This is a genomic window from Methylocella silvestris, from assembly GCF_002891535.1.
Taxonomy (GTDB): Bacteria; Pseudomonadota; Alphaproteobacteria; order Rhizobiales; family Beijerinckiaceae; genus Methylocapsa; species Methylocapsa silvestris_A.
Map to the genome: position 1 here is coordinate 585133 of NZ_PDZR01000001.1, position 25167 is coordinate 610299.

The following is a 25167-nucleotide window of genomic DNA, read 5'->3' on the forward strand; positions in this document are numbered from 1 at the left end:
GGCGATGACCCTTCCGGTGCGGCTCTCCTGTGCGCTGGCGCTTTGTCTTGCTCTCGTCCAGCCCGCTTTTGCCGAGATGGTCTGGCGGCGCGGCGCGCTCGGCGACCCCGGCTCGCTCGATCCGCACAAGGCGACGACGCTGATCGAAAGCAATGTGCTCGGCGAGCTTTTCGAGGGGCTGCTTTCGCGCGACGCCGCGGGCGCGCTCATTCCGGGCGTCGCGGAAAGCTGGCGCGTCGAGCCTGACGGGCGCGTCTATAAATTCAGGCTGCGTGAGGACGCCAAATGGTCGAACGGCGATCCGGTCACGGCGGACGATTTCGTGTTCGCCTTCCGCCGCCTGATGGATCCGAAAACCGGGGCGCCCTACGCCAATATTCTCTACACGCTGAAGAATGGCGAAAAGGTCAATTCGGGCGCCTTGCCTCCGGAGGCGCTGGGCGCCCGCGCCGTGAGCGAGCGCGAGCTTGAGCTGACCCTCGAGCAGCCGGCGCCCTATTTTCTGGAGCAGCTGGCGCATTTCACGGCGAAGCCGCTGCACCGCAAGTCCATCGAGGCGTTCAGCTCCGATTTCGCCCATCCCGAGCATGTCGTCGCCAACGGTCCGTTTCGGCTCAAAAAATTCATTCCCAATGATGCGATCGTGCTGGAGAAAAACCCCCGCTTTTGGGACGCCGCCAAAATTGCGCTCGATCGCGAGATCTTCATTCCGCTCGAGGATCGCTCGGCGGCGCTGCGTCGCTTCATGGCCGGCGAGATCGATTCCTATGATGAAGTCCCGGTCGAGGAGATCGGCTTCGTGCGCAAAAACCTGCCCGACGCGCTGCATCTCTCGCCGAGCCTTGGCGGCTATTATTACGCGCTCGATACGCGCCGCCCGCCCTTCGACGACGTAAGAGTGCGCCAGGCGCTTTCCATGGCGGTCGATCGGGAGTTTTTGGCCGAAAAGATCTGGGGCGGCTCGATGGCGCCGGGATACAGCTTCGTTCCGCCCGGCATCGCCAGCTATGGCGCTCCCGCCGAAGTCGCGTGGAAGGATTTGAGCCTTGCCGAGCGGCAGGAGCAGGCGCGCCGTCTGCTCAAGGAAGCGGGGTTCGGGGAGGGCGGCAAAACGCTCGAGGTCGAGATCCGCTTCAATAATTCAGGCAGCCACCGCACGACCGCGGTCGCCATCGCCGATATGTGGATGAGGATCGGGGTGAAGGCGAGCCTGATCGGCACGGACGCCTCCACCCACTATGCGCTCTTGCGCGAGAAGCCGCCGTTCGACGCCGCGCGGATGAGCTGGTACGCCGATTATCCCGATGCGCAGAATTTTCTGTTTCTTGGCGAAAGCGCCAACAAGGGTTTGAATACGCCGAGCTTTTCCAGCCCCGAGTTCGATGCGCTGATGCAGCGGGCGGCGCAGGAGCAAAATCCCGATGCGCGCAAAACGCTGCTTCACGAGGCCGAAGCGCTGCTCCTCAAAGAGCAGCCCTTTATCGTTTTGATGAACTATCGCTCGAGCCACCTCGTCTCGCCGAAGCTCAAGGGCCTTGAGCCGAATGCGCTCGACATTCATCCCGGACGCTATGTGTCGATCGCCCCGTAACCTATCTGTTCTGGCCGGGCACCCATAAAATATCGCCCTCGCCCTTGCGATTGACGTAGCGCGCCGCGACGAACAGGAAATCAGACAGCCGGTTGACATATTTCAGCGCCGGCTCGCCGACGCGTTCGCCCGGAACCGCGGCGAGCGCGACAAGCAGCCGTTCAGCGCGGCGGGTGATCGTGCGGGCAAGATGCAGCGCGGCGGCGGCGCTCGATCCGCCGGGCAGCACGAAAGACATCAGCGGCGGAAGCTCGGCGTTGAGATCGTCGATCTTGCGTTCAAGCCGGTCGACCTGCGCCTGAACGATCCGCAGCGGCTCATATTGCGGAATAGGTTCGGCCTCTGGCACGCAGAGATCAGCGCCAAGGTCGAACATGTCATTTTGCACGCAAAGCAGCATGGCGTCGACGCGTGCGCAAGCGGGGTCCTTCGAGGTCGCAACCCGCGCGAGGCCGATCGCGCAATTGGCTTCGTCGATCGTGCCATAGACCTCGACCCGCAGATCGTTCTTCGGGCGGCGCTCGCCTGTCCCGAGCGAGGTCTGGCCGGCGTCGCCGGTGCGGGTGTAAATGCGGTTCAGGACAACCATGCGGCTCTTTCGTCATAGTCTGGCCGACGTCGCCGGCGGCGGCTTCCAATACGCATCTTGGCGCGATGACGATCTGAAGTTTCGGCGAAGCTGCGGCGCCGCGCCGAGGATAGCTTATCCCTGACGTCAGCCGCGCAACCATAATATGCCAATGATGACGAGGATTGCGAAAAACTGCAATCCAACCCGCCACCGCATCAGCTTTTGCGACAAATTCGGGCTGCCCCCCCGCATCATGTTGACAAAGCCCGCCAGCAGCACGGCAGCGACCGCGCCGACGGCGAGAGCGGCGATGACATTGGTTGCGGCGTGCATCTTGAGCGGCTCCAGAATTGAGAGGGCAGGCGAACCGCGCAGCGGCGGACCGGCGTGTGCGATCGCGGAAAGTTGGGGCGGCTTCGGACGGGCGGCGGGTGAGCGCCGCCTCGCTCAGTAGCGGCGCAGCAGGCGCTCCAGATAATCCATCTCCTCGCGCGGGCGCGAAAAGTCTCCGAGTCGACGGCGCAACTCCTCCAGCACGCGCTGCGCTCTCTCGGCGGCGGGAACGCCCATCGGATCATATTTGGCGCTGGGATTGAAGGCGCGCTCGCGTCCGCTCGGCCGGCCGAGCGGATCGGTGCCATCCTGGCCATATTGACCCTGCTGTCCCGGTCCTTCCTGTCCCTCGCCCTGGCCCTCTCCCTGCGCCTGGCCTTGGCCCTCGCCTTCACCCTGCTGGCCCATGGCCTGCGCCAGCTTTTGAGCGCCCTCGCGTAACCCGTCGAGGGCGCGGCCCTGCGCCTCGACCGCAGAATCGGAGCCGCGCGCGCCTTGGCCGAGCGCCTTTTTCGCCTCTTGCATGGCTTTTTGCGCTTCGCTAAGGCCGGGGCCGCCCTGGCCCGCCTTTTTCAGCCGCTGTTCCAGATCCTCGAGGCGTTGGCGCAAATCCTCCTGCCGCTTTTCGAGTTCGGCCTGCGATTTGCCGGGCTCCGACTTGCCGCCCGGCTTCTGATCCGCCTCCTGCTGCGGGTCGCCATCCTCGCCCGGCTGGTCCGGCTCGCCCCCGCTCAAATCCTCCTCATCCTGCAGCTCGTCGAGCGCGCCGCGCTGGCGTCTTTGCTGGCGCTTGGCGGCCTCGCCTTTCTGATAGGTCTCGTCGCGCAGCTGCTGCTGCTCGCGGCTCATGCGATCGAGCTCATTCAGCGCGCGGCTCATCTCCCGTGATTGCGGATCGCGCTTGCGATGCTGCGCCATCTTCAGATTTTCGAGGATGTTCTGCATCTGCTCGAGCATCTTCTGGGCCTCGGCGGGATCGCCGTTTTGCGCGAGCTGCTGCATCTTGTCGAGCATCGCCTTCAGCTCTTTTTCGCTGATCGATTTGCCGGACCCGCGCTGATCGTCGGCGCCCTGATCGGCGTCCTCCTGCTTTTGCTGCTGCTGTTCGGCGAATTCGCGCAGGAATTTGTCCATCGCCGCACGGAGATTGTCGGTAAGGCGCTTGATTTCCTCGGGCGGCGCGTTGCGTTGCAGCGCCTCGCGCAACTGCTGCTGCGCGGCGCGCAGATCGCGTTCGGCTTCCGAGAGGTCGCCCTCTTCGAGTCGCAGCGCCATTTGCCAGAGATAATCGGCGACATCGATGAGATCCTTGTCGCTGCTCGCCGCCGCGAGGCGTTCGGAGGCGACGCGCAAGCCGAGATAGACGCCGTCGCTGACGTCGAAGGAGTCGGGGGCGATCATCAGCGCGTCGAGCGCGGTCGAGACGCTGCCCTTGTCGTCCGGATTGAGCACGAGATTGCGCCGCTGCTCGACCAGCGCGCGGGCGAGCGGCTTCACGAAGGGCTTTTGCGGCAGGACGATCGTGAAGGCTTCGCTCTTGCCTTCATTGCCGCCTTCGTCGTGCGCAACGAGCGTCATCTGCGCCCGCGCGCCGGCCCATGGATTTTCGGACAGATCGATGGTGGTTTCCGCCTCGCCGGCCTCATCGCCGGCGGGAGGCAGCTGCAAGGCGGCCTTCGGCGCCTCGACCAGCGAACGGGAGGAGGGCTTGCCGTCGGGCAGCACCGGGTTGGCGAAGACAGCCTCTGCGGAGATCGCGCCGTAATCGTCCTTGATCTGGTAGCGCAGCGTCAGGGAGCCGCGCGCATTGGGGCGCGGGACGGCGGCGAGCGCGATCGTCGGCGGCTTGTCGGGGATGCTCGCGAAATCGAAGGAGCCGACGCCCTCGATAGCGAGGCCGGCGTCGCCGCGTAGCACAAGGCGCGCCTCATTATGGGCGGCGGAGCTCGCGACTTGCGTTGCGGCCGGGGCGGGCGGGTTCGGCCCTGGCGCGCCGGCGTCCTTGGCTGGAGCCTCCCTGGCGTCGTCGCGCGGCGGCTCGACGAGCGCGCCGGTCGCGCGATAGGCTGGCTTGCCCGCCGAACCGCGGATGACGATGACCGAGCCGACCGGCGCTTCGATCTTTTCAGGGGAAGGCCCGGCCACGCGCTGGGTCAGGACGATCGGCGAGCGGCCTGTATACGGGGGCGGATCGACCCAGGCGTCGATGCGCTGCCCGGCGCTGGCGAGGCTGGCGAAGCGCCAGTCGAAGGCGGCCGCCACCCGCGCATATTTCTCCGGCCCGGCGATGAAGGCGGCGGCGACGAGCGCGACGAGAACAGCGGCGCGCAGCGCGTAGCGGTCGACGTCGACGACGCGCGGCGACGGCGAGCCGGTCCGCAGCAACGCGATCTGCCGCTCGGCGCGGCGTCGGTGCAGCGCCCACAAGGCTTCGGTTTCAGGATCGCCGTCGGCGTTGCCGAGACGGTCGTCGAGAACCGCGGCGGGGCGCTCCTTTAGTCCCGAGACCCGGTCGATCCGCTCCAGCGCTTCCCGCCTTGTCGGCAGGCGCAGCCTGCGCATCGGCCAGAGCGCGAAGGCGAGCGCAGCGGCAAAAAGCGCAACGCCTGCAAGGCGCGCCCAATGCGGCGTCTCCAGCCAAAGCCCCGTGAAGGACAAAGCGAGGAAGGCCCCCGCGACGATCAGCGCCGGCGTCAAAGCGCGCCAGCTGCGCTCGAACAGCAAGAGCGCGCGCCCTTGCAAGACGAGACGGTCGAGGCGCTGCGCCGGGCGTGCGGCGCTCCCCAACCGTCCTTCGGACGCAACGTCTTTGCCGCTCGGGCGTCCGAAATTCGCCAAATGCATCTCCGAAAAGCGGTTCGTTCGCCGGCCTGACCGCATTTCGGTCGGTCAAGGCGCTCGTGCGGCCGTGCGCATGCGTCATCAAGCTATCATGTCGGAGCGCCAGCGCCAGACGCAAGGGTTGAGACCCTCTACCGCAACCAAGCCGGAATTTTGTCGAGGCCGATCAATTCATCATAGGTGAGGCGCGGCCGGACCACGGCATAGGCGGCCCCATTGACGAGAATTTCGGGGACGAGCAGGCGTGAATTATAGGTCGAGGATTGCGTCGCGCCATAGGCTCCGGCCGACAGGATCGCGAGGAGATCGCCGGGCAAAGGCTCCACCATCTTGCGCCCGAGGGCCAGATAATCGCCCGTTTCGCACACCGGCCCGACGACGTCGGCGACGATCTCCGGCGCGTTCTCGCGCGGGCGAACGGGCTTAATCTCGTGGTAGGCGTCATAAAGCGTCGGCCGGATCAGATCGTTCATCGCCGCGTCGACGATGACGAAAGCCTTCGCCGCGCCGCGTTTGATATAGAGAACGCGCGTCACGAGTATTCCGGCGTTGCCGGCGATGAGCCGGCCAGGTTCGCAGACGACGCGGCAGTCGAGGGCGCCGAGGCGGGCGCGCAAAATGCGGGCGTAGCGGTCCGGATGATAGCTCGCCGGGTCCTCGCCCTCGCGATAGGGAATGCCGAGGCCGCCGCCGACATCGACATGATCGATTTCATGGCCATCGGCGCGCAGCGTTTCGACGAAGCCGGCGGCAAGCCTGAACGAGGCGTCGAAGGGTTCGAGGTCGGTGATCTGCGAGCCGATATGCAGATCGACGCCGCTGACCTTTATGTTGGGCAGCCGCCCCGCCTCGGCATAGACTTCGCGCGCGCGGGAAATTGGCACGCCGAATTTATTCTCGGACTTGCCGGTCGAAATCTTGGCGTGGGTCTTGGCGTCGACGTCCGGATTGACGCGAATGGCGATGCGCGCGATCGACCCCGCCGCGTGCGCGGCCTCGGAGAGCGCGAGAAGTTCGGGCTCCGATTCGACATTGAAGCAGAAGATGCCGGCCTTGAGTGCAAAACCCATCTCCTCCTTTGTCTTGCCGACGCCGGAAAAGGTAATCCTGGAGGCGGGAGCGCCGGCGGCGAGGGCGCGGCGAAGCTCCCCTTCCGAGACGACGTCCATCCCCGCGCCGAGCCGGGCGAGGGTCGTCAGCACGGCCTGGTTGGAGTTCGCCTTGACGGCGTAGCAGACCAGCGAATCGATTCCCGCGAGCGCCGATTTGAAGACCTGATAATGGCGCGAGAGGGTCGCGCTCGAATAGCAGTAGAAGGGCGTGCCGACTTCGTCCGCGAGCGCGGCGAGATCAACGTCTTCGGCATGTAGAACGCCGTTTTTTGTCGTGAAATGATGCATTTCAGCGGGACGCGTCAGAGAACCGGGTCGAGCGCGAAGGGGCGAGGCGGCTTTTTGGCGCTCCCGCTCGCCTCGGCGGCCGCGGCCCCCTTCGGAGGCGAGATGGCCGCCGAATCGAGTGGTTCGATCTCATTATTGCGCGGCAGCCCGGCATAGGGCGCGGCGGCGACAGGCGCGTCGACCGCCGAGCCCTGCGGCGCCTCTGGCGGGCCGCGCCGTCCGCAGCCGGCAAGGCAAAGCCCGAGCGCGAGACAGAGGACGGTGGGAAAAATCTGGCGAGGAAAGGTCAAGGGCGCGGCTCCGGTGGAAGCGCTACACCAAAACCTTGACGATTGGAACCGCAATGGAGCGGATTGCTACGGGCCGGGTCTGGCGATGCCTAATAAACCCGCATTCGCTCAGATGCTTAGATGCTACCATGACGCGCGCGCGTCCCGCCGCAACGGAAAGATCCCCCAGGGCTTTCCGCCGCCTCCAACGCGGAGAAGTTCATTGAAGCTTCGAGTCGGCTACGAACTGAGTTATGAATTTCCGCAGGCGACGCCGCTGATCGGAATGCTGAATGTTCATCATTCGCGTGTCGCCGATCTTGCCGAACCCGACCATATCAAGATCACGCCGCCGGTGCGCATTTCCGGCTACCGCGATCTGTTCGGCAATTGGTGCAGCCGGTTGGTCGCGCCCGCCGGCTCCGTGATTCTCTCGACTGACGCGATCGTCTCGGACACGGGGCTGCCCGACGAGATTGTCCCGGACGCGGAGCAGGTCCCGATCGAGCTTCTTCCGGAAGAGGCGATCGTGTTTCTGCTGCCGAGCCGGTTTTGCGATTCAGATCGCCTGCTCGATCTTGCCTGGCAGTTGTTCGGCCACACCAAGCCCGGCTGGGCGCGCGTGCAGGCGATCTGCGACTTCACGCACAAGCGCATCCAGTTCGGCTATAATTTCGCGCGGGTCACGCGGACGGCCTCCGAAGCCTATCAGGAAGGGCAGGGCGTCTGCCGCGACTACGCCCATTTGGCCGTCGCTTTCTGCCGCGCGCTCAACATTCCGGCGCGCTATTGCACCGGCTATCTCGGAGACGTCGGCATGGAGCCGCCCTATCCGCCGGGCGATTTCGCGGCCTGGTTCGAGGTCTATCTTGGCGGCGCGTGGCGCACCTTCGACGCCCGCAACAATGAGCCGCGCATCGGCCGGGTTCTGCTCGCCCGCGGACGCGACGCCGCCGATGTCGCCATCACGACCACTTTCGGGCCGAATGTGCTGAAAGGGTTTCGCGTCTGGACCGACGAAATTTTGGAAGAGACCGGCGCGGCGCCGCGAGTAGCGATAGCCTGAAGGCGGGTTTTTCAACGCAAAGGGGCGAAAAGTCGGAAGACTTTTCGCCCCTTTGCGTTTGGACGGGGGTAAGCCCCGAAAATTATTAGTGAAACAGCGACTTCAGGTCGCCGATGCTGCTGGAAATGAGCTGTTCGCCGAACGGCCCTTTGGCTTCTTCCCTGAGCACCAGCCCTGCGGCCTTCGTCGCGGCGTCGGCGGCGGCGGCGCGCACATCGGACGTCGCCTGCGCTTCGGCGGCGGCGATTTTTTCCTGCGCCTGCTTGGTGCGCCGCTCGACGAATTCGCTAAGCCGTACTGCGGCTTCCTTGGCGAGACGGTCCGCTTCGGCATGGGCCTGCGCGATGACCGCGGCCGCCTCGGCCTCGGCTTCCTGCAATTTCTTGCCGAAAGAGGCAAGCACGGCTTCCGCTTCGGCGCGGAGTCGTTCGGCCTCGGCGAGTTCGGCCTTGATCCGCTCGGCGCGGCCATCCAGCGCGGCGCCAAGCTTCTTATGCACGCCGAGATAGGCGAAGAGGCCCACAAGCAGCAGGAACCCGAAGGCGACGAATGATTCTGCGTTCAGCATGGACTTAACTCCGCCCTTACGCCTGGGCCTTTGAGACCGCCGCAGCGACTGCGACTGAATCGGCCGCGCGCCCGGTGAGGCGCTCGACGATCGCCGTGGCGGCGTCCGCGGCGATCGTCCCGACATTCGCCATGGCTTTGGATTTGGTCTCGACGATCTGCTTTTCGGCCTCGGCCAGCTTGCCGGCGAGATCGGATTCCAGCGCATGGCGCTTGGCGTCGTTCTCGGCGTTGATCTTCGCCTGCGTTTCCTGCGCCACGGCCTGCGACTTGGCGCGGGCGGCGGCGATCGTTTTTTCGTGCTCCGCGGCGGCCTGTTCGGATTTTTCGCGCGCGAGATGCGCTTCCTTGAGATCGCTCGTGATCTTGCCCTGGCGCGTGGTCAGGATGCCTTCCATGCGCGGCAAAGCGATCTTCGAAAGGAGATAATAAAGCAGCCCGAAGCTGATCGCGAGCCAGATCAGGGTCGAGGAGAAATTGGCCGAATCGAATGGCGGGAAGGCGTGGGCGCCATGGTCGATGTCGGCGGGCTCGACCGTGCCGCTGGTGTGCCCTTCATGTGTCGCCATCGTCAAATCCTGCGCGATGTTGCAAAAACGAAAAAATTGCGCCCGGCGCGAAGTCCGGGCGCACCGTTTCGCGCTTAAAGCACGAAGAGCAGCAGAATCGCCACGAGGAAGGCGAAAATGCCGAGACCTTCCGCAAGCGCCGCGCCGATGAAGGCGCGACCGAACTGGGCGTCGGAGGCGGTCGGATTGCGCAGGGCGCCCGACAGGAAGTTGCCGAAAATCAGGCCGACGCCGATGGCGGCGGCGCCCATACCGATGGCGGCGAGGCCGGCGCCGATGAATTTAGCTGCTGCGGGATCCATTAAATACTCCTGGCTTGCGGAAGCGGGCGCTGATCTGTTGTTGATATTTTATTCAGTGACCCGGATGAATTGCGTCGTTCAGATAGACGCAAGTGAGGATGGCGAAGACGTAGGCTTGCAGAACGGCCACGAGAAGCTCGAAAGCCGTCAGCACGACAACGCCGGCCAGAGGAAGCGGCGCGATCACGGCATAGGCGCCGGCGCCGAGCAAAGCAGCGGTGAAGCCGCCGAGAACCTTGAGGGTGATGTGGCCCGCCAGCATGTTGGCGAAGAGGCGGACGGACAGGCTGATCGGCCGCGAAACGAAGGAGATCACCTCGATCAGCACGATGAAGGGCAGCAGCGCCGGGGCGACGCCCGAGGGCACGAACAGATTGAGGAAATGCGCGCCGTGGCGCAGGACGCCGTAAACGATCACGGTGCCGATCACCAAAGCGGCCAGCGCGAAGGTGACGATGATCTGGCTCGTCACCGTGAAAGTATAGGGAATGATGCCGATGAGATTGGAGAACAGCACGAACAGGAACAGCGAGAAGACGAAGGGGAAAAAGCGCATCCCCTCATGTCCGGCCGACATGCGCACCGTATTGGCGACGAACTCATAGGTCATCTCAGCGGCCGATTGGAGCCGGCCGGGAACGAGCGAGCGCCCCGAGGTGCCAAGGATCATCAGCGCCGCGCAAGCGAGGACGACAATGATCATGAACAGGGAGGCATTGGTGAAGGAGGCGTCGATTCCGAACGGGTGTAAGCTCAGGATCGGCTCGATCTTGAACTGATGGATCGGATCCATTTTTTCTGCCACGTGCGAACCCCCGCCTCACCCATGATCGGCGCCCACGCGGGCGCCTTGCCTGCCGTCGCGCTAGGGTCCAAGACCCTTACGGTTGACGGCTATCCGATACACGTTCCAAAATCCCGCCGCCGTCCCGAGAAGCAGGAAGACGAGAAGAAACAAGGGCGTCGTCCCGATCCATTTGTCGAGCTGCCACCCGAGCAGCGCGCCGACGACGACCGCCGACACAAATTCCGCCAGGACGCGGAAGCCGAGGCTCATCGCCGTCCCGATCGATCCAACCTCCGGCGCCGAACCCTCGTCGCCGCCGGGCGCCGGCTTGTCATTGGCCGCGCCAAGATCAGCCGACAATCTGTCCAGCCGCGCACGCAACGCCGCCGACTCTCCCTCGTCCGGGGCAAGTTTGGCGTCTGGACGGCGTTCGTTTTCGCTCCGAGGCCCTTCGCGATCGCCCAAATGCGCCGCTCCCGTTGTTCAAGATCGCTTCATCGTCGTCTGAAGCCATCTATAGGTCGCCTCGATGCGGAAATCGAGCAGAAGCGGCCGAATTGGGGAAAGTGCAGAAGGATTATCGCGGCGGCAGGTCAGGCGCTTGAGATCAAGCACTTGTGAGCCGCCGCAACATATGGGCGGCGCTCGCCCCTGTCAAGACTAAGACAGTGTGTCGTAATGACCTGAATTTGCAGAAGAATCGCCTCGCCAGCCAAATCGCCGCAGGAGCGCGGCGAAAGGCTCAGCCGGCCTCAAGCAGGCGTTCGGCGTCCTCGAGATCAACGCTGACCAGCTGGCTTACCCCGCGTTCGGCCATGGTGACGCCGAACAGGCGGTTCATCCGCGCCATGGTGATCGGATTATGCGTGATGGTGATGAACCTTGTTTCGGTTTTGCCGCGCATCTCCTGCAGCAGGTCGCAGAAGCGCTCCACATTGGCGTCGTCGAGCGGCGCGTCGACCTCGTCGAGGACGCAGATCGGCGAGGGGTTCGTGAGGAAGATGGCAAAGATCAGCGACATGGCCGTCAGCGCCTGTTCGCCGCCCGACAGCAGCGTCATCACCTGCGGCTTCTTGCCGGGCGGCCGGGCGAGGATTTCGAGCCCGGCTTCCAGCGGGTCGTCCGATTCGACGAGCTGCAATTCGGCCGAACCGCCGCCGAACAGGCTGGTGAACAGTTCGGTAAAATGCGCATTGACCTTGGTGAAGGCGGCAAGCAGGCGCTCGCGGCCCTCCTTGTTGAGGCTGGCGATCGCCTGCCGCAGGCGCCGGATCGCCTCGGTCAGGTCGGCGTGTTCGGCGGCGAGGCGAGCTTTTTCCGTCTCGGCCTCGTTCAGCTCTTCTTCCGCGCGCAGATTGACCGCGCCGAGCCGCTCGCGGTCGGCTTTCAGCGCCTCGAGCCGCCGCTCAACATCCGTGGCCGGCGGCAGATCCTCGCCGGCGCCGAGCTTCGCCAGCGCCGACAGCTCTTCGGGGCCGCAGTCGAGTTCGGCGGAGATTTGGCGCGCCACCTCCTCGCGCCGCGTGCGCGCGGCCTCGATCCGGGTTTCGGCGCGCGCCTTTTGCTCGCGCGCGGCGCTCATGGCGTCAAGCGCGATCCGCGCCGCTTTATCGGCGGCGGCGAGCGCGGTCTCGGCTTCGGCGCGCCGGTCGGCCGCCTCCTTGCGGGCGGCTTCCGCCGTCTCGATCGCGCCGACGAGCGTGCGGCGGCTCGACAAGAACACGTCGGGGGCTTCGGCGAGGCGCTCGAATTCCTCCTGCGCTTCCGCGAGCCGCGTCTCGAAGGCGCTGATCTGGCCGCCGGAGCCTTCGCTGCGGGCGAGCCAGGATGTGCGCTCGCGCGCAATCGCCTCCAGGCGGCGCGCGCGCGCCTCCCCCTCGCGCAGATGGGCCTGTAGCGCGGCGCGGGCTTCGCTTGCCACGGCGCGCTCGCGGGCGGCGCCGGCGCGGCAGAGCTCAAGCCGTTCGGTCAGTTCGGCTGCGTCGGCGAGGTCATCAAGGCTGCTTTGCGCATTGGCGTAGTTTTCGCGCCCCTCGTCCCGCGCCGCGCTGAGGCGCTGCATGGCCTCCTCGATGGACGACATCCGCGCCGCGGCGCTGGCTTCGGCGCGTTCCGCCGCGGCATGTTTTGCGCGCGCCGCGTCAACGTCCCGCAGCGCTGTCTTATGGCCCTGCCGCGCCTCGGTCTCGGCGGCGGCGGCGGCGGCGAGCAGGGCCTCGCAGGAGTCGGCTTCCGCCTTGAGACTGTCGGCCAGCTCCCGCGCGGAATCGGCCTCGATGATGAGATCGCCGAGGCGGTTTTTCTCGACGAGGCGGCGCGCGGCCGGCGTCGGCGCTTCGGCGGCCTGAAAAAAGCCGTCCCAGCGCCAAAGATCGCCTTCCTTGGAGACCAGCCGCTGGCCGGGCTTCAGCGCTGCGCGCAGCCGGCGGCCGTCTTCACGCGTGACGAGGCCGATCTGGTTGAGGCGCCGCGCCAGAGCCTGCGGCGCCTGCACGAGTTCGCACAAGGGCTCGCAGCCGTCCGGCAAAGCGGGGTCGAAACGGCGGTCCGTTTCCGCCCAATGCGCCGGCGCCGACGGATTGGTCGAGGCGTCGAGATCATCGCCAAGCGCTGCTCCGAGGGCCGCCTCGAAGCCGCGCGCGACGGTGATTTCCTCAGTGACCGCTGGCCAGAAATCGCCGCTTCGGGCGTTCAGCAGTTTTGATAGCGTCTGTGTCTCGGCGCCCAGTCGTTGCGCCTTGCGGTCGGCATCCATGGCGCGCTGGCGGGCGCTCGCCTCACTGGCGCGCGCATCGGCATGGGCGCCCTCAAGGGCGGCGATTTCGTCCTCGAAAGCGGCGGCCTTCTCAATCGCCGCCTCAAGCTCTTCGAGAAGAGGCGCGCTCTCGCCGCCGGAGCCTTCTTGCAGCTCTAACGCCGCGCGTTCGTCGAGAACCCGCGCGAGATCGGCCTCGATGCGCGCCAGCCGCTGGCGTTCGTCGCGCAGCGTCGTCTCGAATCCCGAGCGGCGCGCCTCGATCAGGGCGCGGGCGTCCTGCGCCGCCGCGAGCTCCGCCTCCATCGCCGCAAGGGCCGCCTCCGCCTCGACAAGCCTCTTGCGTGTTTCACTTTCGAAGGAACCCTCCGCGCCGGCGGATCCAGAGAGTTCGGCTTGTTCCAGATCGAGTCGTTCGAGCACGCCGGCGGCGTCGGCGATCAGCGCGCGTTCGCGGGCGAGATCGCCGGACATTTGTTCGATGCGGCGCGACAGTTCCGCGCTGCGCGCCTTGGCGCGCTTTTCCTCGCCGTCGAGCGCTTCTCTGGCGATGATCAAGCGCTGCAATTCGCCGCTGGCCGCTAGCTCGGCGTCGCGCAGCGCGGGCAAAGCATGCGCGGCAAGTCCCTGCGTACGCGCCGCCTCAGCCTGCGCTTTCGTGCGTTCCTCGACCTCGCGCGTAAAAATCTCAAAGCTGGCCTCAGCCTCGGCGAGGGACTGCGCCGCCTCTTTATGATGGATGAGCGCAAGCAGGGCCTCCGCGCGCCGGATCGAACCGGCGAGGTCCCGGTAGCGCGCCGCCTGCCGCGCCTGTCGTTCGAGGCCTCGCGTCTGGCCCTCGATCTGCTGCAAAATGTCGTCGAGGCGCTGCAGATTGTCGGCTGCGGCCTTGAGGCGCAGCTCCGCCTCGTGCCGGCGCGAGTGCAGACCGGCGACGCCGGCCGCTTCTTCAAGGATGCGGCGGCGCTCCTGCGGCTTGGCCGAGATCATCTCGCCAATCTGCCCCTGGCGCACCATCGCCGGCGAGCGCGAGCCGGAAGAGGCGTCGGCGAACAAGAGCTGTACGTCGCGGGCGCGGGTCTCGCGGCCGTTGACGCGATAGGTCGATCCGGATTCGCGTTCGATACGGCGGGAGACCTCGATCGCGTCGGAGTCGTTGAAGGCCGCCGGGGCGGTCCGCGCGCTATTGTCGAGATAGAGCACGACTTCAGCCATATTGCGCGCCGGCCGGTTGCCGCCGCCGGAAAAAATGACGTCGTCCATGCCGGAGGCGCGCATGTTCTTCGAGGAGCTTTCGCCCATCGCCCAGCGCATCGCCTCGACGAGATTGGATTTGCCGCAGCCGTTCGGACCGACGACGCCGGTCAGACCCGGCTCGATCAAAAAATCGGTCGGATCGACGAAGGTCTTGAACCCGGCTATGCGCAGTTTGGTAAATTTCATTGACAATTCGACCCAAGGCGCGCGGCGCGCCTATAATTTATCCATTCCCGTTAGGTTTTGGTTAACCGGAATAAGGCAGCCGCGCATGCCGCGCTGATTCGGCTTATCCGAATTAGGGACCGCGGCGCGCGCTAGCGCAACCGGGCAGGCGGGTCGATCCTTCGGGGCGAACAGCTTCTTTGCGCAAAAACCCCGCTTCACTCCTCCTCGACGGCGCGAAACAGGGCGTCGGCGAAATCCTCCGCCGGGACGAGCCCATGGATCGTTTCCTTGCCGGCGATGATGAAACGCGGCGCGCTGACCATGCCGAGCGAGCGGAAACCGGACAGCTCCTGTTGAAGCGCCTCGACGTCGTCGTTCATCTTAAGGAACGGCTCCGCGAGCTCGGGATCGACGCCGGCGTTGGCCGCGAGCGTCAGAAGCGCTTCGCGATCGCCGATATCGACGCCATCGATCAAAAACGCCCGGAACGCCGACTCGATGAGCTGCAGCTCGACGCCGAAATTACGGGCGTAGCGAATCAGACGATGCGCCTCGAACGTATTGGGCTGGCGCCGGATTTTGTCGAAGGCGAATCGGAGGCCAAACTCCCGGGCCTGCTCCTCCATGTCCTGGAGCGCCTCGCGGGCTTTTTGCGGAGAGCCCCAGCGCTCGACGAGATATTCGGCGCGGTCCTGGCCTTCGGGAGGGAGTCCCGGATCGATCTGGAACGGATGCCAGCGGATGTCGACGGCAAGCCCCGGCACCGAGGCGACGACTGTCTGAATCAGCCTGAGGCCCATGAAGCAGCGCGCGCTGGCGAGATCGCCGATAAAGTCGATGGGAATAGGCTTTGGTTGTTTCGCACTCATGCAAAGATCGCACCGGACTTTGGAATGATTCCAAGGGTTCGATAGAGATGATCGTCGCGGCAGAAAAAAATATCCACTATCAATAAAATCCAGAAATTAGATGCCGCAACACTTCTATCTCCTCACGGTGGGGCGCGAATCTCGCATCAGAGCTTAATTATTTACTAGAATTCTGCCTAACAATACATGAAGTCGCCGCAGCCAATCAAGTCCCTCCCGTCGCCCTCACGCCTGAGGCGCGTGGCAAATTTAAGGGATGCAAGGGATCGATTCGCTCGGACAAAGCCAACGCCAACGCATCAAAAAGATGACGATCGATTTTGAGGAGGATCATAGATATGAAATGAGCGTACGGTGCTTAAAAAGCAAATGTCGTAGAATGCGCCGCTTCGGCTGAATTTCTAGAAATCCTTTTAATCCCGATCGCCTGTTTCATAAATCCGGAACGCAACGATGCTGATCGACGCGAGACAGGTCGACGCGCGCTCAGTCGTTTTGGCTGATGTCTGTATCGTCGGCGCCGGAGCCGCAGGCATTTCTATGGCGCTCGAACTCGCTGAAAAAGGCATCGAGGTCGCGCTGCTGGAAGGCGGCGGCGTCGAGTCGGACCCGGTGACCCAATCGCTTTACGGCGGCGAAAATGTCGGTTTGGCGCATGAACCGCCAGAGGAATCGCGCTGCCGCTATCTGGGCGGAAGCACAAATTGCTGGGGCGGCTGGTGCCGTCCGATGGACGACGGCGACTTCGACGTTCGGCCCTGGGTCCCAAACAGCGGATGGCCCATGACAAAGGCCGACCTCACGCCCTATTACCGGCGCGCCCATCCCTGGGTGGAGCTGAGCGACATCGATTATGAGATCGGCCATTGGGCTGCGAAGATCGCGCGCGGAAAGGCCAAACTCTTGCCGGTCGACGGCAGCGGACTATGCACCATCATTGACCAGTTCAGTCCGCCGACCCGGTTTGGCGCCGTATATAGGTCCCGCTTAAGTCATGCGCCAAAACTGAAACTTTTTCTGTTCGCGAATGTAACCGAAATCCTCACCAATTTGTCAGCGACTCAGGCGACCGGCGTCCGGGTCGCGACTCTGAACGGGAACGAATTCAGGGTTTTTGCGAAAGCGGTGGCGCTCGCCGCCGGTGGGATCGAGAATCCGCGGCTGCTTCTTGCATCCAACGCAATCGCCGAAGCCGGCCTTGGCAATGCGAACGACCTGGTCGGTCGGTATTATATGGATCACCCCCGAATCCATTCGACGCGCGTGGCGATCGCCGACGCCGAACCGTATCGCGCTCTCTATGACGCCACCTTGCCGCGCCTTCTCAGGGGAAGCGGAAAGAACAGGCTCTCGTTTGCGGCGCATCTGGCGCCGGGCGCCGACATGCAGCGTCAGATGCGGCTCCCGAATTCCCGCACCTATCTCGTCGCCCGGAGCGGAAACGATGTCTCGAAAACCTATTTCGCGCTTAAGGCGCTGCGGCGGGCGATCCGCGGCCGCAAACAATTCGGCTATCCGATGTCGAGGGTTTGGCGGGATTTGACGCGCCAGGCGCCGGTCCTGCTCGCGCATGCGCCAAGGACCGCGATCATCATGGGGGAGGCGCTGCTCAGCCCCTTTCTCAGGCGGCGCAACTTCTACCTTGAAACGGTGATCGAGCCCGTTCCGAACCCGCAGAGCCGCGTGTCTCTCCTTGACGAACGCGACAGGCTTGGCGTCCCTAAAGTGCAGCTGGATTGGCGCCTGACCTCGCTGGACAAGGACCATTATTTTGCGCTGAACGCGATCATCGTCGCGGCGCTGACGACGTCAGGCCTGGTCTCGCCTTTCGACGTCCTCTGCCAGCCGGATGCGTGGCCCTCCGAAATCATCGGGTGCTGGCATCATATGGGCACGACGCGAATGCACCGTGACCCCGCCCAAGGCGTCGTCGACGCCGACTGCGAGGTCCATGGCGTCCGCAATCTCTTTATTGCGGGCAGCTCGGTTTTTCCGACCGTCGGAAGCGATTCGCCGACGCTTACGCTTGTCGCGCTTGCGTTGCGACTGTCCGACAGGATCGCGACCCTTTTCCTGTCGCGCGACGTCGCCACACGAAGCTGATGACGGCGCGGATCATGGCTGCTTTCGTCGCCATGTTCCGTAGGTCACGGCTGCTTGCGCCACCAGTTGTCGAGGGTCGAGCTCCCGGTTGGCGAGCCATAGGCCGGCAGCGCCGCCGGGCGGGTCAGCGCGGTCGACGACGCCGTCCACAGATCGGACGAATGAAACAGCGGCACGATATAGAATCCGGAGAGAAGCACGCGGTCAAAGGCGCGCACCGCCGCGACGAAATCTTCGCGGCCGCGGGCGGCGAGCATGGCGGCGATCAGCGCGTCGACCGCGGCCGATCGTACGCCGGCGAGATTGAACGAGGCTTCCTGATCGGCGCTTTTCGAGCCCCACCGCGAGCGCTGTTCATTGCCGGGGGAGGCCGAGGCGAGCCAGCTGCCAATCATCATATCGAAGTCGAATTTCTGACGGCGGCGCTGATATTGTACCTCATCGACCAGCCGCACTTTGGCGGAAACGCCGATCCTTGCGAGCGAATCGGCATAGTTCAGCGCCAGCCGCTCCTGATTGCGGTCCTTCACCATAATCTCGAAGGCGAGCGGCGCGCCGTCCCTAGCGAGCTTGCCGTTTTCAAGCTGGTAGCCCGCCTGTTCGAGCAGGGCGAGCGCGCGCTTGGGCATGGTCCGGTCGCGCCCCGATCCGTCAGTTTCGGGGGGCCGCCATTTTCCCTCGAGAATGTCCGCACGCACGGCGCCCGGAAAGGGGGCCAGCAAGGCGCGCTCCGCTGCGCTGGCCGGCCGGCCCGTCGAGGCGAGCTCGGAGTCGTCGAAAAAGCTTTTCGTGCGCTTGTAGAGCCCGCTGTAGAGATTGGCGTTGATCCATTCGAAATCGAACATCATGCCGAGCGCCTCGCGCACCCTTATGTCGTCAAAGAGCGGACGGCGCAGGTTGAAGACGAAGCCTTCCATGCCTTTCGGGCCGCCGGCCGGGAGCGCCTCGCGGCGGTCGCGCCCGTCGCGCATCGCCGGAAAATCATAGGCGCTGGTCCAGCGCGACGGGCTGGTCTCCTCGCGATAGTCAAGGAGCCCCGCGGCGAAGGATTCGAACAGGCTGTTGGCGTCGCGAAAATAGTCGATGGCGATCTCGTCGAAATTATAAAGGCCGCGGCGGACCGGCAGATCCCTCGCCCAATAATTCGGGTCGCGCTTCAAAACGAGCCGCTCGCCGGGCTTCACCTCGGCAATCTTATAGGGGCCGGATCCGATCGGAACGGTCAGGCTCGCGTCGTCGAATTTTGCAAGATCGACGGCATGGCGCGGCAGCACGGGCATCAGCGCGAGCGTCAACGGCATTTCGCGGTCGGCGCCCGAGCCGAGCTCATAGCGGATGGTCAGCGGATCGGGCGTCTCGACCGAATTGACGAGGGAATAGGCGGCGCGGTGCTGCGGCCGCCCGCGCGTTTTCAAAAGCTCGAAGGTCCAGCGCACGTCTTCCGATGTGATCGGCGTTCCATCCGAAAAATGCGCGGCCGGATTGAGCCGGAAGGTCACGTGGGTGCGGTCGGCGTCGGTCTCGACGCTTTTGGCGATGAGGCCGTAAAGCGTGAAAGGTTCGTCGAGCGAGCGCGTCATCAGCGTCTCGAACACATTGCCGTTGAGGCCCTGCGCCGTCGATCCGGCCTTGAGGTTGAATGGATTGAGGCTGTCATAGGCGCCGGGAAAGCCGATCGACAGCTTGCCGCCCTTGCGCGCCCCCGGATCGGCATAGGGAAGATGATCGAAATCCTCCGGAAGCTGCGGCTCTCCATGCATGGCGATCGCCCCGCGCGGGCCCTGTTGCGCCAGCGCCGGCGCGGCCAGCGCCAAAACGACGCCAAAGACAGCGCTGGCCAGCGCCGCGAAGCGATGTTTGCAGGGGGCATTCGTCATCGCGGCAGTCCGGACCGTTCCTCGTCAGCGCGGCGCGCGCACTTCGTCGCCGGCGCGCTGCGCCTGCGCCTTGCAGGCATAGTTTGCGCAGCGGGCTTGCCAGCCGCCCCCATGTTGGTTAACCCGGACGCCATCGCTGCGAAAGACATAAACGCTGCCGCACGGCGACGCCATCCTTGACGGCGTCGCGAATGTCAGTTTTGTCTTTCGCCGCCGCTCTCGCCCGGGCCCCTTCCGAGCGCTTGAACCAAACGGGCCGATGAATTGAAAGGAATTCTGATGTCTTTGTCGTTGAAGCGCCTCGGCGCGGCGGGCCTCGCCGGCGCGTTCCTGCTCGCCGGCGCGCCGGCTTTCGCGCAGCAGAAGAAACCGGCCGCGGCGCCCGCGCAGCCGGCTCCTGCGCAAGCCCCGGCGCAAGCTCCGGCCGCGCAGGCAGGCTCGCCCGTACCTCAGCAGGCGCCGCAGCAGGGCCCGTTCCGGGTCGATTTGCTGCCGACGCAGAACGACTGGACCAAGGTGTGCGGCAAGGATCAGGCCGCCAACAAGGAAATCTGCTACACGACGCGCGACTTCAGCTCGCAGAAGGACCAGCCGCCGGTCCTCGCGCTCGCCGTCTATGACATCAAGGGCGACGACACGCGCATCGTCCGTCTGTTGATGCCGGTCGGATTGATGCTGCGTCCGGGCTTCCGCTTCACGATCGACAAGGGCCAGTCGCTCGAAGGCGCCTTCGAAATCTGCTTCCCCAACGGCTGCTTCGCCGAAGCCAAGGTCAAGGGCACGACGATCGCCGAGCTGAAGAAGGGAACGGTCCTGAGCGTCGACGTCAAGAATCAGGCGAACAATCTCGTCACCTTCGGGGTGCCCCTCGCTGGCTTCGACAAGGCGTTCGATGGTCCGGCGGTCGATCCGAAGGTGCTCGAGGAGCAGCAGAAGAAGCTGCAGGCCGAGCTTCAGAAGCGCGCCGAGGACGAGCGCAAGAAGCTAGAAACCTCGAAGACCGACGGGACCGGCGGCGCGGCTCCGCCCGTAGCTCCGGCCAAGCCATAGGCCAGCGGCGGTTTGCTTCGGAAGCGGCTGTTTAGCGGCCGCTTCCTTACTTTTGAATAGGACCGGTCGCGACTCAGCCGCGGCTGCGTAGCTCCACCGCGAATTTGATCAGCGCCGGGCTGGTGCCGATGCCGAGCTTCTGCTTGACCGCCGAGACGATATTCGCCGCCGTTTTGTAGCCAATCGCCAGAGCCGCGGAAATCTCGGACAGATTCTTGCCCTCGCCGAGCAGGGTCACCACCTGCTTTTCCCTTTCGCTCAGAACGCGCAGCGGGTCTTCGACCGGTTCGAAATTGGCCAACGCAAGATTCTGCGCGACGGACTGGCCAAGATAGACGGCGCCGGCAAGCGCCTTGTCGATCGCCTGCAAAATCGCGTTCGGATCGTCATTCTTGGTCACATAGCCGCGCGCGCCGCGCTCCAGCGCTCTCGTCACGAAACTCGCCGCCTCATACATCGTGAAAATCACGATGCGGGTTCCAGGATTGTCCCGTAACAGCTCCGGAATGACCTCAAGGCCGCCCTGGTCGGGCAGTTCGAGGTCGAGAATGATGACCGGGGGCAGCAGGCTGCGGTTGGCGGCAAGGCCCGCCTGCGCGGAGCTTGCCTCGAAAGGCTCGAAATCCGGCCGCCGCGCCAGGATGCGCAGGCACCCGTCCCGAACGATCGGATGATCCTCGATGAGAAGAATTTTGGTGCGTTCGCTCATGAATGAATCGCGGCTCCTTCCGCGCGTTCGCCGTCCGCAGGCGAATTTGTCTCAAACGAAGATGTCTTCGGCGCCTTGACGGTGGGCGTTCGGCCGGCGACGGGGATGATGGCCTCGATCCGCATTCCGCCGCTGACGCCCTTCTTTATGTTCAGCCGCCCGTCGAGCTTGCGCGCCCGTTCGCTCATGCCGAGCAGGCCGAAACCATAGCGCAGTTCGGGCGGCGGTCCGATCCCGTCGTCGGCGATGACGAGACGAATATGCGGCCCCGTCGCGCCGGACGTCTCGACCGCCATGGCGATGCTGACCGCACTCGCCCCCGAGTGGCGGGCGACATTGGTGAGACATTCCTGCACGATGCGATAGGCGGTGAGGCTCGCCTCCTCGTCAAAACGCCGCTCCGCTTCGGCGCCCGTAATGTCGATGGCGCAGGAAAAATCGCGATGCTGCGCGGCGAAGGCGTCGACAAGCTGCCGCAAGGCGTCGGCAAGCCCCATCTGGCGCAGCACGACCGGCCTGATGCGTTCCAGAATGCGATAATTCTGCTTCTGGATGGCGTCCGCCAGCGCGGAAATGTTTTTCGCACGGTCAATGATTTCGTCTTTTTCCGCAGGCGTCCCGGCGCCTGCGGCGGCGGCCTCGACGACGCAGGAGGCGGCGACGCGGATGCCGAACAGCGAGGCGCCGAATTCGTCGTGCAGCTCCCTTGCAAGCTCCTTGCGCTCGGCGTCCTGGATGGAAAGCAGCCGGTCGATCAGGAGATGATTGTCCGCCTCGGCCTTGGCAAGAGTCGCGGAGAGCTTGTTGAAATGCTCGCCGATGCGGGAAAGCTCGGCGACTTTGATCTCGCCGACGCCGCCGAACTGTCCGCGCCCGAGCCGATCGAGGCCCTCGACGAGCTGGCGCAGCGGCTCCAGCGTGTGGCGCGCCGCCAGGATGATCAGCGCGACGATGGCGACGGAAAGGGCGGTCAGCAGCGCCGTCTGAAAGAGAAGGCTCGCCCATATCTCGGCAATCTCATCGGCGGGCTCGCTCGCCATCAAGATCTCGCCATGCGGTTCGCCGTCGATCGTCACCGGATAGGTTTTTGTGATCGTCGCGGGGCGCAGCAGGCTTTCGAACCAGGCGGGAGCGGCGTCCCGCCCCGGCGCAGAGACCGGCTGGTCCGGGATCCCCGGCCCATTGACGAAGGAAACCTTGATATGGCGCACATGGGCGAGGCCCTCGCGCAGCCGGCTGAGGGCGCTGGCCTCGGCGGCGGCGTCGGACGCCCGCGCATCGGAGAGATCGTCGAGCGCATAGCGGATCAGATGATCTCCAAGCGTCAGGCCGGAGGAAATTTCCGACGCGATGCGGCTTTTCGCGCCATAAAGCGTGACGCCGATCACGACGGCGATCCCGAGCGCGAGAATGCACGACGGGATGAGAATCAACTTCATCCGGATCGAGTTCTGCGCGGCGGAATGAGGCATCGGCGTCGGAGCCATGTCTTTTGTAAGTTTCTTCATCTTTTGCGGCGCTGCGCGCGCTTCTGAACCCACCTATGCCCCGTCGCCGGCTCCGCTGCAATAAGATGCAGGGGCGTCAGGGCGGCAGGGGCTTGACGGGTCAAGGCGGCGTGGATCATGTAGCGAGCCCGCCGCAGCGGCGAACAGGCGGGATTATCTTCGTTGCGACAAGGACGGCGCCGATGAACGAGATTGCGCAAAGCGGCTCCGCGCCCGCGCCCCAGGCGCGAACTTCGCCGTGGCGGCGCGTGGTCGTCAAGCTGTCCGGCGAGGCCCTGATGGGGCAGGGCGGATTTGGCCTCGACATGCCGACCCTGACCCGCATCGCCGCGGATCTCACCGGAGCCGCCCAGCTCGGCGTCGAGGTGGCTGTCGTCGTCGGGGGAGGCAATTTCTTCCGCGGCATCGCCGGAGCCGACAAGGGCATCGAACGCGCCCGGGCCGATTCGATCGGCATGCTCGCGACGGTCATGAACGCGCTCGCGCTCGAATATGCGATTGAAAAGGCCGGCAAAAGCGCGCGGGCGCTGTCCGCCGTGCCGATGCCCTCCCTGTGCGAGCCTTTCTCGCGCCAGGCGGCGCTGCATCATCTCGGCAAGGGACGCATCGTCGTGCTGGCGGGAGGCACCGGCAACCCCTTCTTCACGACCGATACGGGCGCCGCCTTGCGCGGGGCGGAGCTCTCCTGCGACCTCATCATGAAGGCGACGCAGGTCGACGGCGTCTATTCGGACGATCCGAAGCGCAATCCGGCGGCGACGCGCTACGAGACGCTGACCCATGACGAAGCCATTGCCAGGAACCTCGCGGTGATGGACACCGCCGCTTTCGCCCTTGCGCGGGAGAACCGGATTCCGATAATCGTCTTTTCCATTCGCGAGCCGGGCGCGATCAGCGCGGCGCTTCAGGGTCAGGGACGCTTCAGTCTCGTCTCGCCTTGAAATGCACCTCGCCGCGCCGAAAGCCTGGCCGTTCTTGCTCCGCCTCCGGGGCGGGCGCCTCAACAGGGTCTGATCATGAGCGCTGAATTCGACCTTGCCGATCTGAAGCGGCGCATGCAGGGCGCAATCGCCACCTTGAAGCATGAGCTTGGCGGGTTGCGCACCGGCCGCGCTTCGGCGAGCCTGATCGAGCCCGTGAATGTCGAGGCTTACGGGCAAACGATGCCCTTGAACCAGGTCGCGACGATCAGCGTGCCGGAGCCGCGCATGCTGTCGGTCCAGGTCTGGGACAAGGGCATGGTGGGCGCCGTCGACAAGGCGATCCGAAACGCCAATCTCGGTCTGTCGCCGACGGTCGAAGGCCAGGTGCTGCGCATCCGCATCCCTGAGCTCAATGAGCAAAGACGCAAGGAAATGGCCAAGGTGGCGCATAAATATGCCGAGGACGCGCGCGTCGCGATCCGGCATGTGCGCCGCGACGGCATTGACGTTCTGAAGAAGCTCCTGAAGGACAAGGAGATCAGCGAGGACGACGAGAAGCGCCACCAAAGCGAGGTGCAGAAGGCGACGGACCAGTGCGTCGCCGACGTCGATTCGGCGCTCGTCGCCAAGGAGCGCGAGATCATGCAGGTTTGAGGAGGCTCGTCGAGGGCGGCCGCCCGGCGCGCCGCCCTTTTGATGGGCTGCAAACTGCGGCGCGATGATCGCTTTAAGCTTTCGGCGTGTTGTTGCTAAACTCCCTCTGAACGGGACTTTTGGCAAAATATCGCTTAAACAGTTTTCCGATCTCTCTGCGCGTCCCTCCGCGCGCGGGTCGGCGCAATCCTTATCAGGACAGCATGCGAAGCGTGACCTCGAACAAGCCTGACGTCGCGGCCGATCCGCGCCCGCTCCGCGTCCCCGTCCATGTCGGCGTCATCATGGACGGCAATGGGCGCTGGGCGGCGAGCCGGGGCTTGCCCCGTATCGAAGGGCATCGGCGCGGGCTCGAGGCTTTGCGCGGCGCGGTGCGGGCGGCGATCGACTTCAAGCTGGATTATCTCACCGTCTACAGCTTCTCGATGGAGAATTGGAGCCGTCCGGTCGCCGAGGTGGCCGACCTCATGGGACTGTTGAAGCGCTTCATCCGCAACGATCTCGCCGACCTCAAGAAGGCCAACGTCAAGATCAAGGTCATTGGCCGGCGCGATGACCTGAAGCCGGACATTCGCGCCTTGCTGCAGGAGGCCGAGACGGCGACCTGCGGCGGAACCGGCCTCAATCTGATCGTCGCCTTCAATTATGGCGCGCGGCAGGAGATCGCCGCCGCCGCGCGGGCGCTGGCCGAAGAGGCCCGCTCCGGCCTGCTCGATCCGGCCAGGATCGACGAGGCCTTTTTCGCAAGCCGTCTCGATACCGCCGGCGTGCCGGATCCCGATCTGATCATTCGCACGTCCGGCGAGCAGCGCCTGTCGAATTTTCTGATGTGGCAGGCGGCCTATACCGAATTCGTTTTTCTGCCAATGCACTGGCCGGATTTCGACCGCAAGGCCTTCGCCGCCGCCCTCGATGAATTTGGCGCGCGCGAACGGCGTTTTGGCGGCGTTACTCCGGCGGCGACGGCAAACGCAGCGAGGACATAGCCATCTCCAAGG

Annotated in this window: 22 protein-coding genes; 7 read left to right on the plus strand and 15 right to left on the minus strand. The window is 64.8% G+C overall.

The features are described from left to right. Positions 1-4: 4 nt before the first annotated feature. Complete coding sequence (locus CR492_RS02760) at positions 5-1591, plus strand: peptide ABC transporter substrate-binding protein (RefSeq protein ID WP_102842143.1); 1587 nt, start codon at positions 5-7, stop codon at positions 1589-1591. Between the two features lies 1 nt (position 1592). Here CR492_RS02760 and CR492_RS02765 read toward each other — a convergent pair whose 3' ends face one another. The 5 genes from CR492_RS02765 to CR492_RS02785 form a co-directional block, all read right to left on the minus strand. Beyond that, on the minus strand, positions 1593-2180 hold the full coding sequence (locus tag CR492_RS02765) for a cob(I)yrinic acid a,c-diamide adenosyltransferase (protein WP_102842144.1): 588 nt from the start codon (positions 2178-2180) through the stop codon (positions 1593-1595). Positions 2181-2306: 126 nt separating this feature from the next. Then, positions 2307-2495 (minus strand): twin transmembrane helix small protein, encoded by a 189-nt coding sequence (locus tag CR492_RS02770; RefSeq protein WP_102842145.1) that lies wholly within the window; start codon positions 2493-2495, stop codon positions 2307-2309. A gap of 114 nt (positions 2496-2609) precedes the next feature. Continuing rightward, positions 2610-5333 carry a TIGR02302 family protein gene (locus CR492_RS02775; RefSeq protein WP_102842358.1) on the minus strand — a complete coding sequence of 908 codons (2724 nt, stop codon included), beginning with the start codon at positions 5331-5333 and terminating at the stop codon, positions 2610-2612. Between the two features lie 134 nt (positions 5334-5467). Then, entirely contained in the window at positions 5468-6736 is a 1269-nt protein-coding gene (gene lysA, locus CR492_RS02780; protein ID WP_102842146.1) for a diaminopimelate decarboxylase, read from the minus strand. A gap of 14 nt (positions 6737-6750) precedes the next feature. After that, the gene (locus CR492_RS02785; protein WP_102842147.1) at positions 6751-7026 is read right to left on the minus strand and encodes a lipoprotein; all 276 of its coding nucleotides are present in this window, start codon (positions 7024-7026) and stop codon (positions 6751-6753) included. A 202-nt stretch (positions 7027-7228) separates the two neighbouring features. On the opposite strand from CR492_RS02785, the gene CR492_RS02790 reads away from it, so the two are divergent. Then, the gene (locus CR492_RS02790) at positions 7229-8071 is read left to right on the plus strand and encodes a transglutaminase-like domain-containing protein (protein WP_102842148.1); all 843 of its coding nucleotides are present in this window, start codon (positions 7229-7231) and stop codon (positions 8069-8071) included. Positions 8072-8156: 85 nt separating this feature from the next. Here CR492_RS02790 and CR492_RS02795 read toward each other — a convergent pair whose 3' ends face one another. The 7 genes from CR492_RS02795 to CR492_RS02825 form a co-directional block, all read right to left on the minus strand. After that, positions 8157-8639 carry an ATP F0F1 synthase subunit B gene (locus tag CR492_RS02795; RefSeq protein ID WP_102842149.1) on the minus strand — a complete coding sequence of 161 codons (483 nt, stop codon included), beginning with the start codon at positions 8637-8639 and terminating at the stop codon, positions 8157-8159. 16 nt (positions 8640-8655) lie between these two features. Then, positions 8656-9207 (minus strand): F0F1 ATP synthase subunit B', encoded by a 552-nt coding sequence (locus CR492_RS02800; RefSeq protein ID WP_102842150.1) that lies wholly within the window; start codon positions 9205-9207, stop codon positions 8656-8658. 74 nt (positions 9208-9281) lie between these two features. Further along, positions 9282-9509 carry a F0F1 ATP synthase subunit C gene (locus CR492_RS02805; RefSeq protein ID WP_012592771.1) on the minus strand — a complete coding sequence of 76 codons (228 nt, stop codon included), beginning with the start codon at positions 9507-9509 and terminating at the stop codon, positions 9282-9284. Between the two features lie 52 nt (positions 9510-9561). Continuing rightward, the gene (locus CR492_RS02810; protein ID WP_102842151.1) at positions 9562-10302 is read right to left on the minus strand and encodes a F0F1 ATP synthase subunit A; all 741 of its coding nucleotides are present in this window, start codon (positions 10300-10302) and stop codon (positions 9562-9564) included. 72 nt (positions 10303-10374) lie between these two features. Continuing rightward, a complete protein-coding gene (locus tag CR492_RS02815; RefSeq protein ID WP_102842152.1) occupies positions 10375-10761 on the minus strand; it encodes an AtpZ/AtpI family protein in 387 nt (128 codons plus the stop codon). 277 nt (positions 10762-11038) lie between these two features. Then, the gene (locus CR492_RS02820) at positions 11039-14494 is read right to left on the minus strand and encodes a chromosome segregation SMC family protein (RefSeq protein ID WP_102842153.1); all 3456 of its coding nucleotides are present in this window, start codon (positions 14492-14494) and stop codon (positions 11039-11041) included. A 197-nt stretch (positions 14495-14691) separates the two neighbouring features. Next, positions 14692-15345, minus strand: a complete 654-nt coding sequence (locus CR492_RS02825; RefSeq protein ID WP_102842154.1) for a DsbA family oxidoreductase — start codon at positions 15343-15345, stop codon at positions 14692-14694. A gap of 453 nt (positions 15346-15798) precedes the next feature. Between CR492_RS02825 and CR492_RS02830 the strand changes: the two genes are divergently transcribed. Then, positions 15799-17448, plus strand: coding sequence for an FAD-dependent oxidoreductase (locus tag CR492_RS02830; protein WP_102842155.1), 1650 nt, complete (start codon positions 15799-15801; stop codon positions 17446-17448). A 44-nt stretch (positions 17449-17492) separates the two neighbouring features. Here CR492_RS02830 and CR492_RS02835 read toward each other — a convergent pair whose 3' ends face one another. Continuing rightward, positions 17493-19325: an extracellular solute-binding protein gene (locus tag CR492_RS02835; protein ID WP_102842156.1), complete on the minus strand. Its 1833-nt coding sequence runs from the start codon at positions 19323-19325 to the stop codon at positions 17493-17495. A gap of 279 nt (positions 19326-19604) precedes the next feature. Here CR492_RS02835 and CR492_RS02840 point away from each other — a divergent pair, with 279 nt between their 5' ends. Beyond that, positions 19605-20375 (plus strand): invasion associated locus B family protein, encoded by a 771-nt coding sequence (locus tag CR492_RS02840; RefSeq protein ID WP_102842359.1) that lies wholly within the window; start codon positions 19605-19607, stop codon positions 20373-20375. Between the two features lie 73 nt (positions 20376-20448). Here CR492_RS02840 and CR492_RS02845 read toward each other — a convergent pair whose 3' ends face one another. Next, on the minus strand, positions 20449-21084 hold the full coding sequence (locus CR492_RS02845; RefSeq protein ID WP_102842157.1) for a response regulator transcription factor: 636 nt from the start codon (positions 21082-21084) through the stop codon (positions 20449-20451). After that, a complete protein-coding gene (locus CR492_RS02850) occupies positions 21081-22592 on the minus strand; it encodes a histidine kinase (protein ID WP_245411931.1) in 1512 nt (503 codons plus the stop codon). The genes CR492_RS02845 and CR492_RS02850 overlap by 4 nt, the downstream gene beginning before the upstream one ends. A 182-nt stretch (positions 22593-22774) precedes the next feature. On the opposite strand from CR492_RS02850, the gene pyrH reads away from it, so the two are divergent. The 3 genes from pyrH to CR492_RS02865 all read left to right on the plus strand — a co-directional run bounded on the left by pyrH (position 22775) and on the right by CR492_RS02865 (position 25155). Beyond that, the gene (gene pyrH, locus CR492_RS02855) at positions 22775-23533 is read left to right on the plus strand and encodes a UMP kinase (RefSeq protein ID WP_102842158.1); all 759 of its coding nucleotides are present in this window, start codon (positions 22775-22777) and stop codon (positions 23531-23533) included. Between the two features lie 75 nt (positions 23534-23608). Next, a complete protein-coding gene (gene frr, locus CR492_RS02860) occupies positions 23609-24169 on the plus strand; it encodes a ribosome recycling factor (RefSeq protein WP_102842159.1) in 561 nt (186 codons plus the stop codon). A gap of 203 nt (positions 24170-24372) precedes the next feature. After that, the gene (locus tag CR492_RS02865; protein WP_102842361.1) at positions 24373-25155 is read left to right on the plus strand and encodes an isoprenyl transferase; all 783 of its coding nucleotides are present in this window, start codon (positions 24373-24375) and stop codon (positions 25153-25155) included. The last annotated feature ends 12 nt before the right edge of the window (positions 25156-25167 follow it).

Excerpts from the sequence above, each read along its gene's own strand:
- lysA (WP_102842146.1), bottom strand. The coding sequence starts at position 6,736 with ATGCATCATTTCACGACAAAAAACGGCGTTCTACATGCCGAAGACGTT.
- frr (WP_102842159.1), top strand. The coding sequence starts at position 23,609 with ATGAGCGCTGAATTCGACCTTGCCGATCTGAAGCGGCGCATGCAGGGC.
- CR492_RS02845 (WP_102842157.1), bottom strand. The coding sequence starts at position 21,084 with ATGAGCGAACGCACCAAAATTCTTCTCATCGAGGATCATCCGATCGTT.
- CR492_RS02800 (WP_102842150.1), bottom strand. The coding sequence starts at position 9,207 with ATGGCGACACATGAAGGGCACACCAGCGGCACGGTCGAGCCCGCCGAC.
- CR492_RS02810 (WP_102842151.1), bottom strand. The coding sequence starts at position 10,302 with ATGGATCCGATCCATCAGTTCAAGATCGAGCCGATCCTGAGCTTACAC.
- CR492_RS02765 (WP_102842144.1), bottom strand. The coding sequence starts at position 2,180 with ATGGTTGTCCTGAACCGCATTTACACCCGCACCGGCGACGCCGGCCAG.
- CR492_RS02865 (WP_102842361.1), top strand. The coding sequence starts at position 24,373 with ATGCGAAGCGTGACCTCGAACAAGCCTGACGTCGCGGCCGATCCGCGC.
- CR492_RS02830 (WP_102842155.1), top strand. The coding sequence starts at position 15,799 with ATGCTGATCGACGCGAGACAGGTCGACGCGCGCTCAGTCGTTTTGGCT.
- pyrH (WP_102842158.1), top strand. The coding sequence starts at position 22,775 with ATGAACGAGATTGCGCAAAGCGGCTCCGCGCCCGCGCCCCAGGCGCGA.
- CR492_RS02805 (WP_012592771.1), bottom strand. The coding sequence starts at position 9,509 with ATGGATCCCGCAGCAGCTAAATTCATCGGCGCCGGCCTCGCCGCCATC.
- CR492_RS02820 (WP_102842153.1), bottom strand. The coding sequence starts at position 14,494 with ATGAAATTTACCAAACTGCGCATAGCCGGGTTCAAGACCTTCGTCGAT.
- CR492_RS02850 (WP_245411931.1), bottom strand. The coding sequence starts at position 22,592 with ATGAAGAAACTTACAAAAGACATGGCTCCGACGCCGATGCCTCATTCC.
- CR492_RS02770 (WP_102842145.1), bottom strand. The coding sequence starts at position 2,495 with ATGCACGCCGCAACCAATGTCATCGCCGCTCTCGCCGTCGGCGCGGTC.
- CR492_RS02840 (WP_102842359.1), top strand. The coding sequence starts at position 19,605 with ATGTCTTTGTCGTTGAAGCGCCTCGGCGCGGCGGGCCTCGCCGGCGCG.
- CR492_RS02760 (WP_102842143.1), top strand. The coding sequence starts at position 5 with ATGACCCTTCCGGTGCGGCTCTCCTGTGCGCTGGCGCTTTGTCTTGCT.
- CR492_RS02825 (WP_102842154.1), bottom strand. The coding sequence starts at position 15,345 with ATGAGTGCGAAACAACCAAAGCCTATTCCCATCGACTTTATCGGCGAT.
- CR492_RS02835 (WP_102842156.1), bottom strand. The coding sequence starts at position 19,325 with ATGACGAATGCCCCCTGCAAACATCGCTTCGCGGCGCTGGCCAGCGCT.
- CR492_RS02795 (WP_102842149.1), bottom strand. The coding sequence starts at position 8,639 with ATGCTGAACGCAGAATCATTCGTCGCCTTCGGGTTCCTGCTGCTTGTG.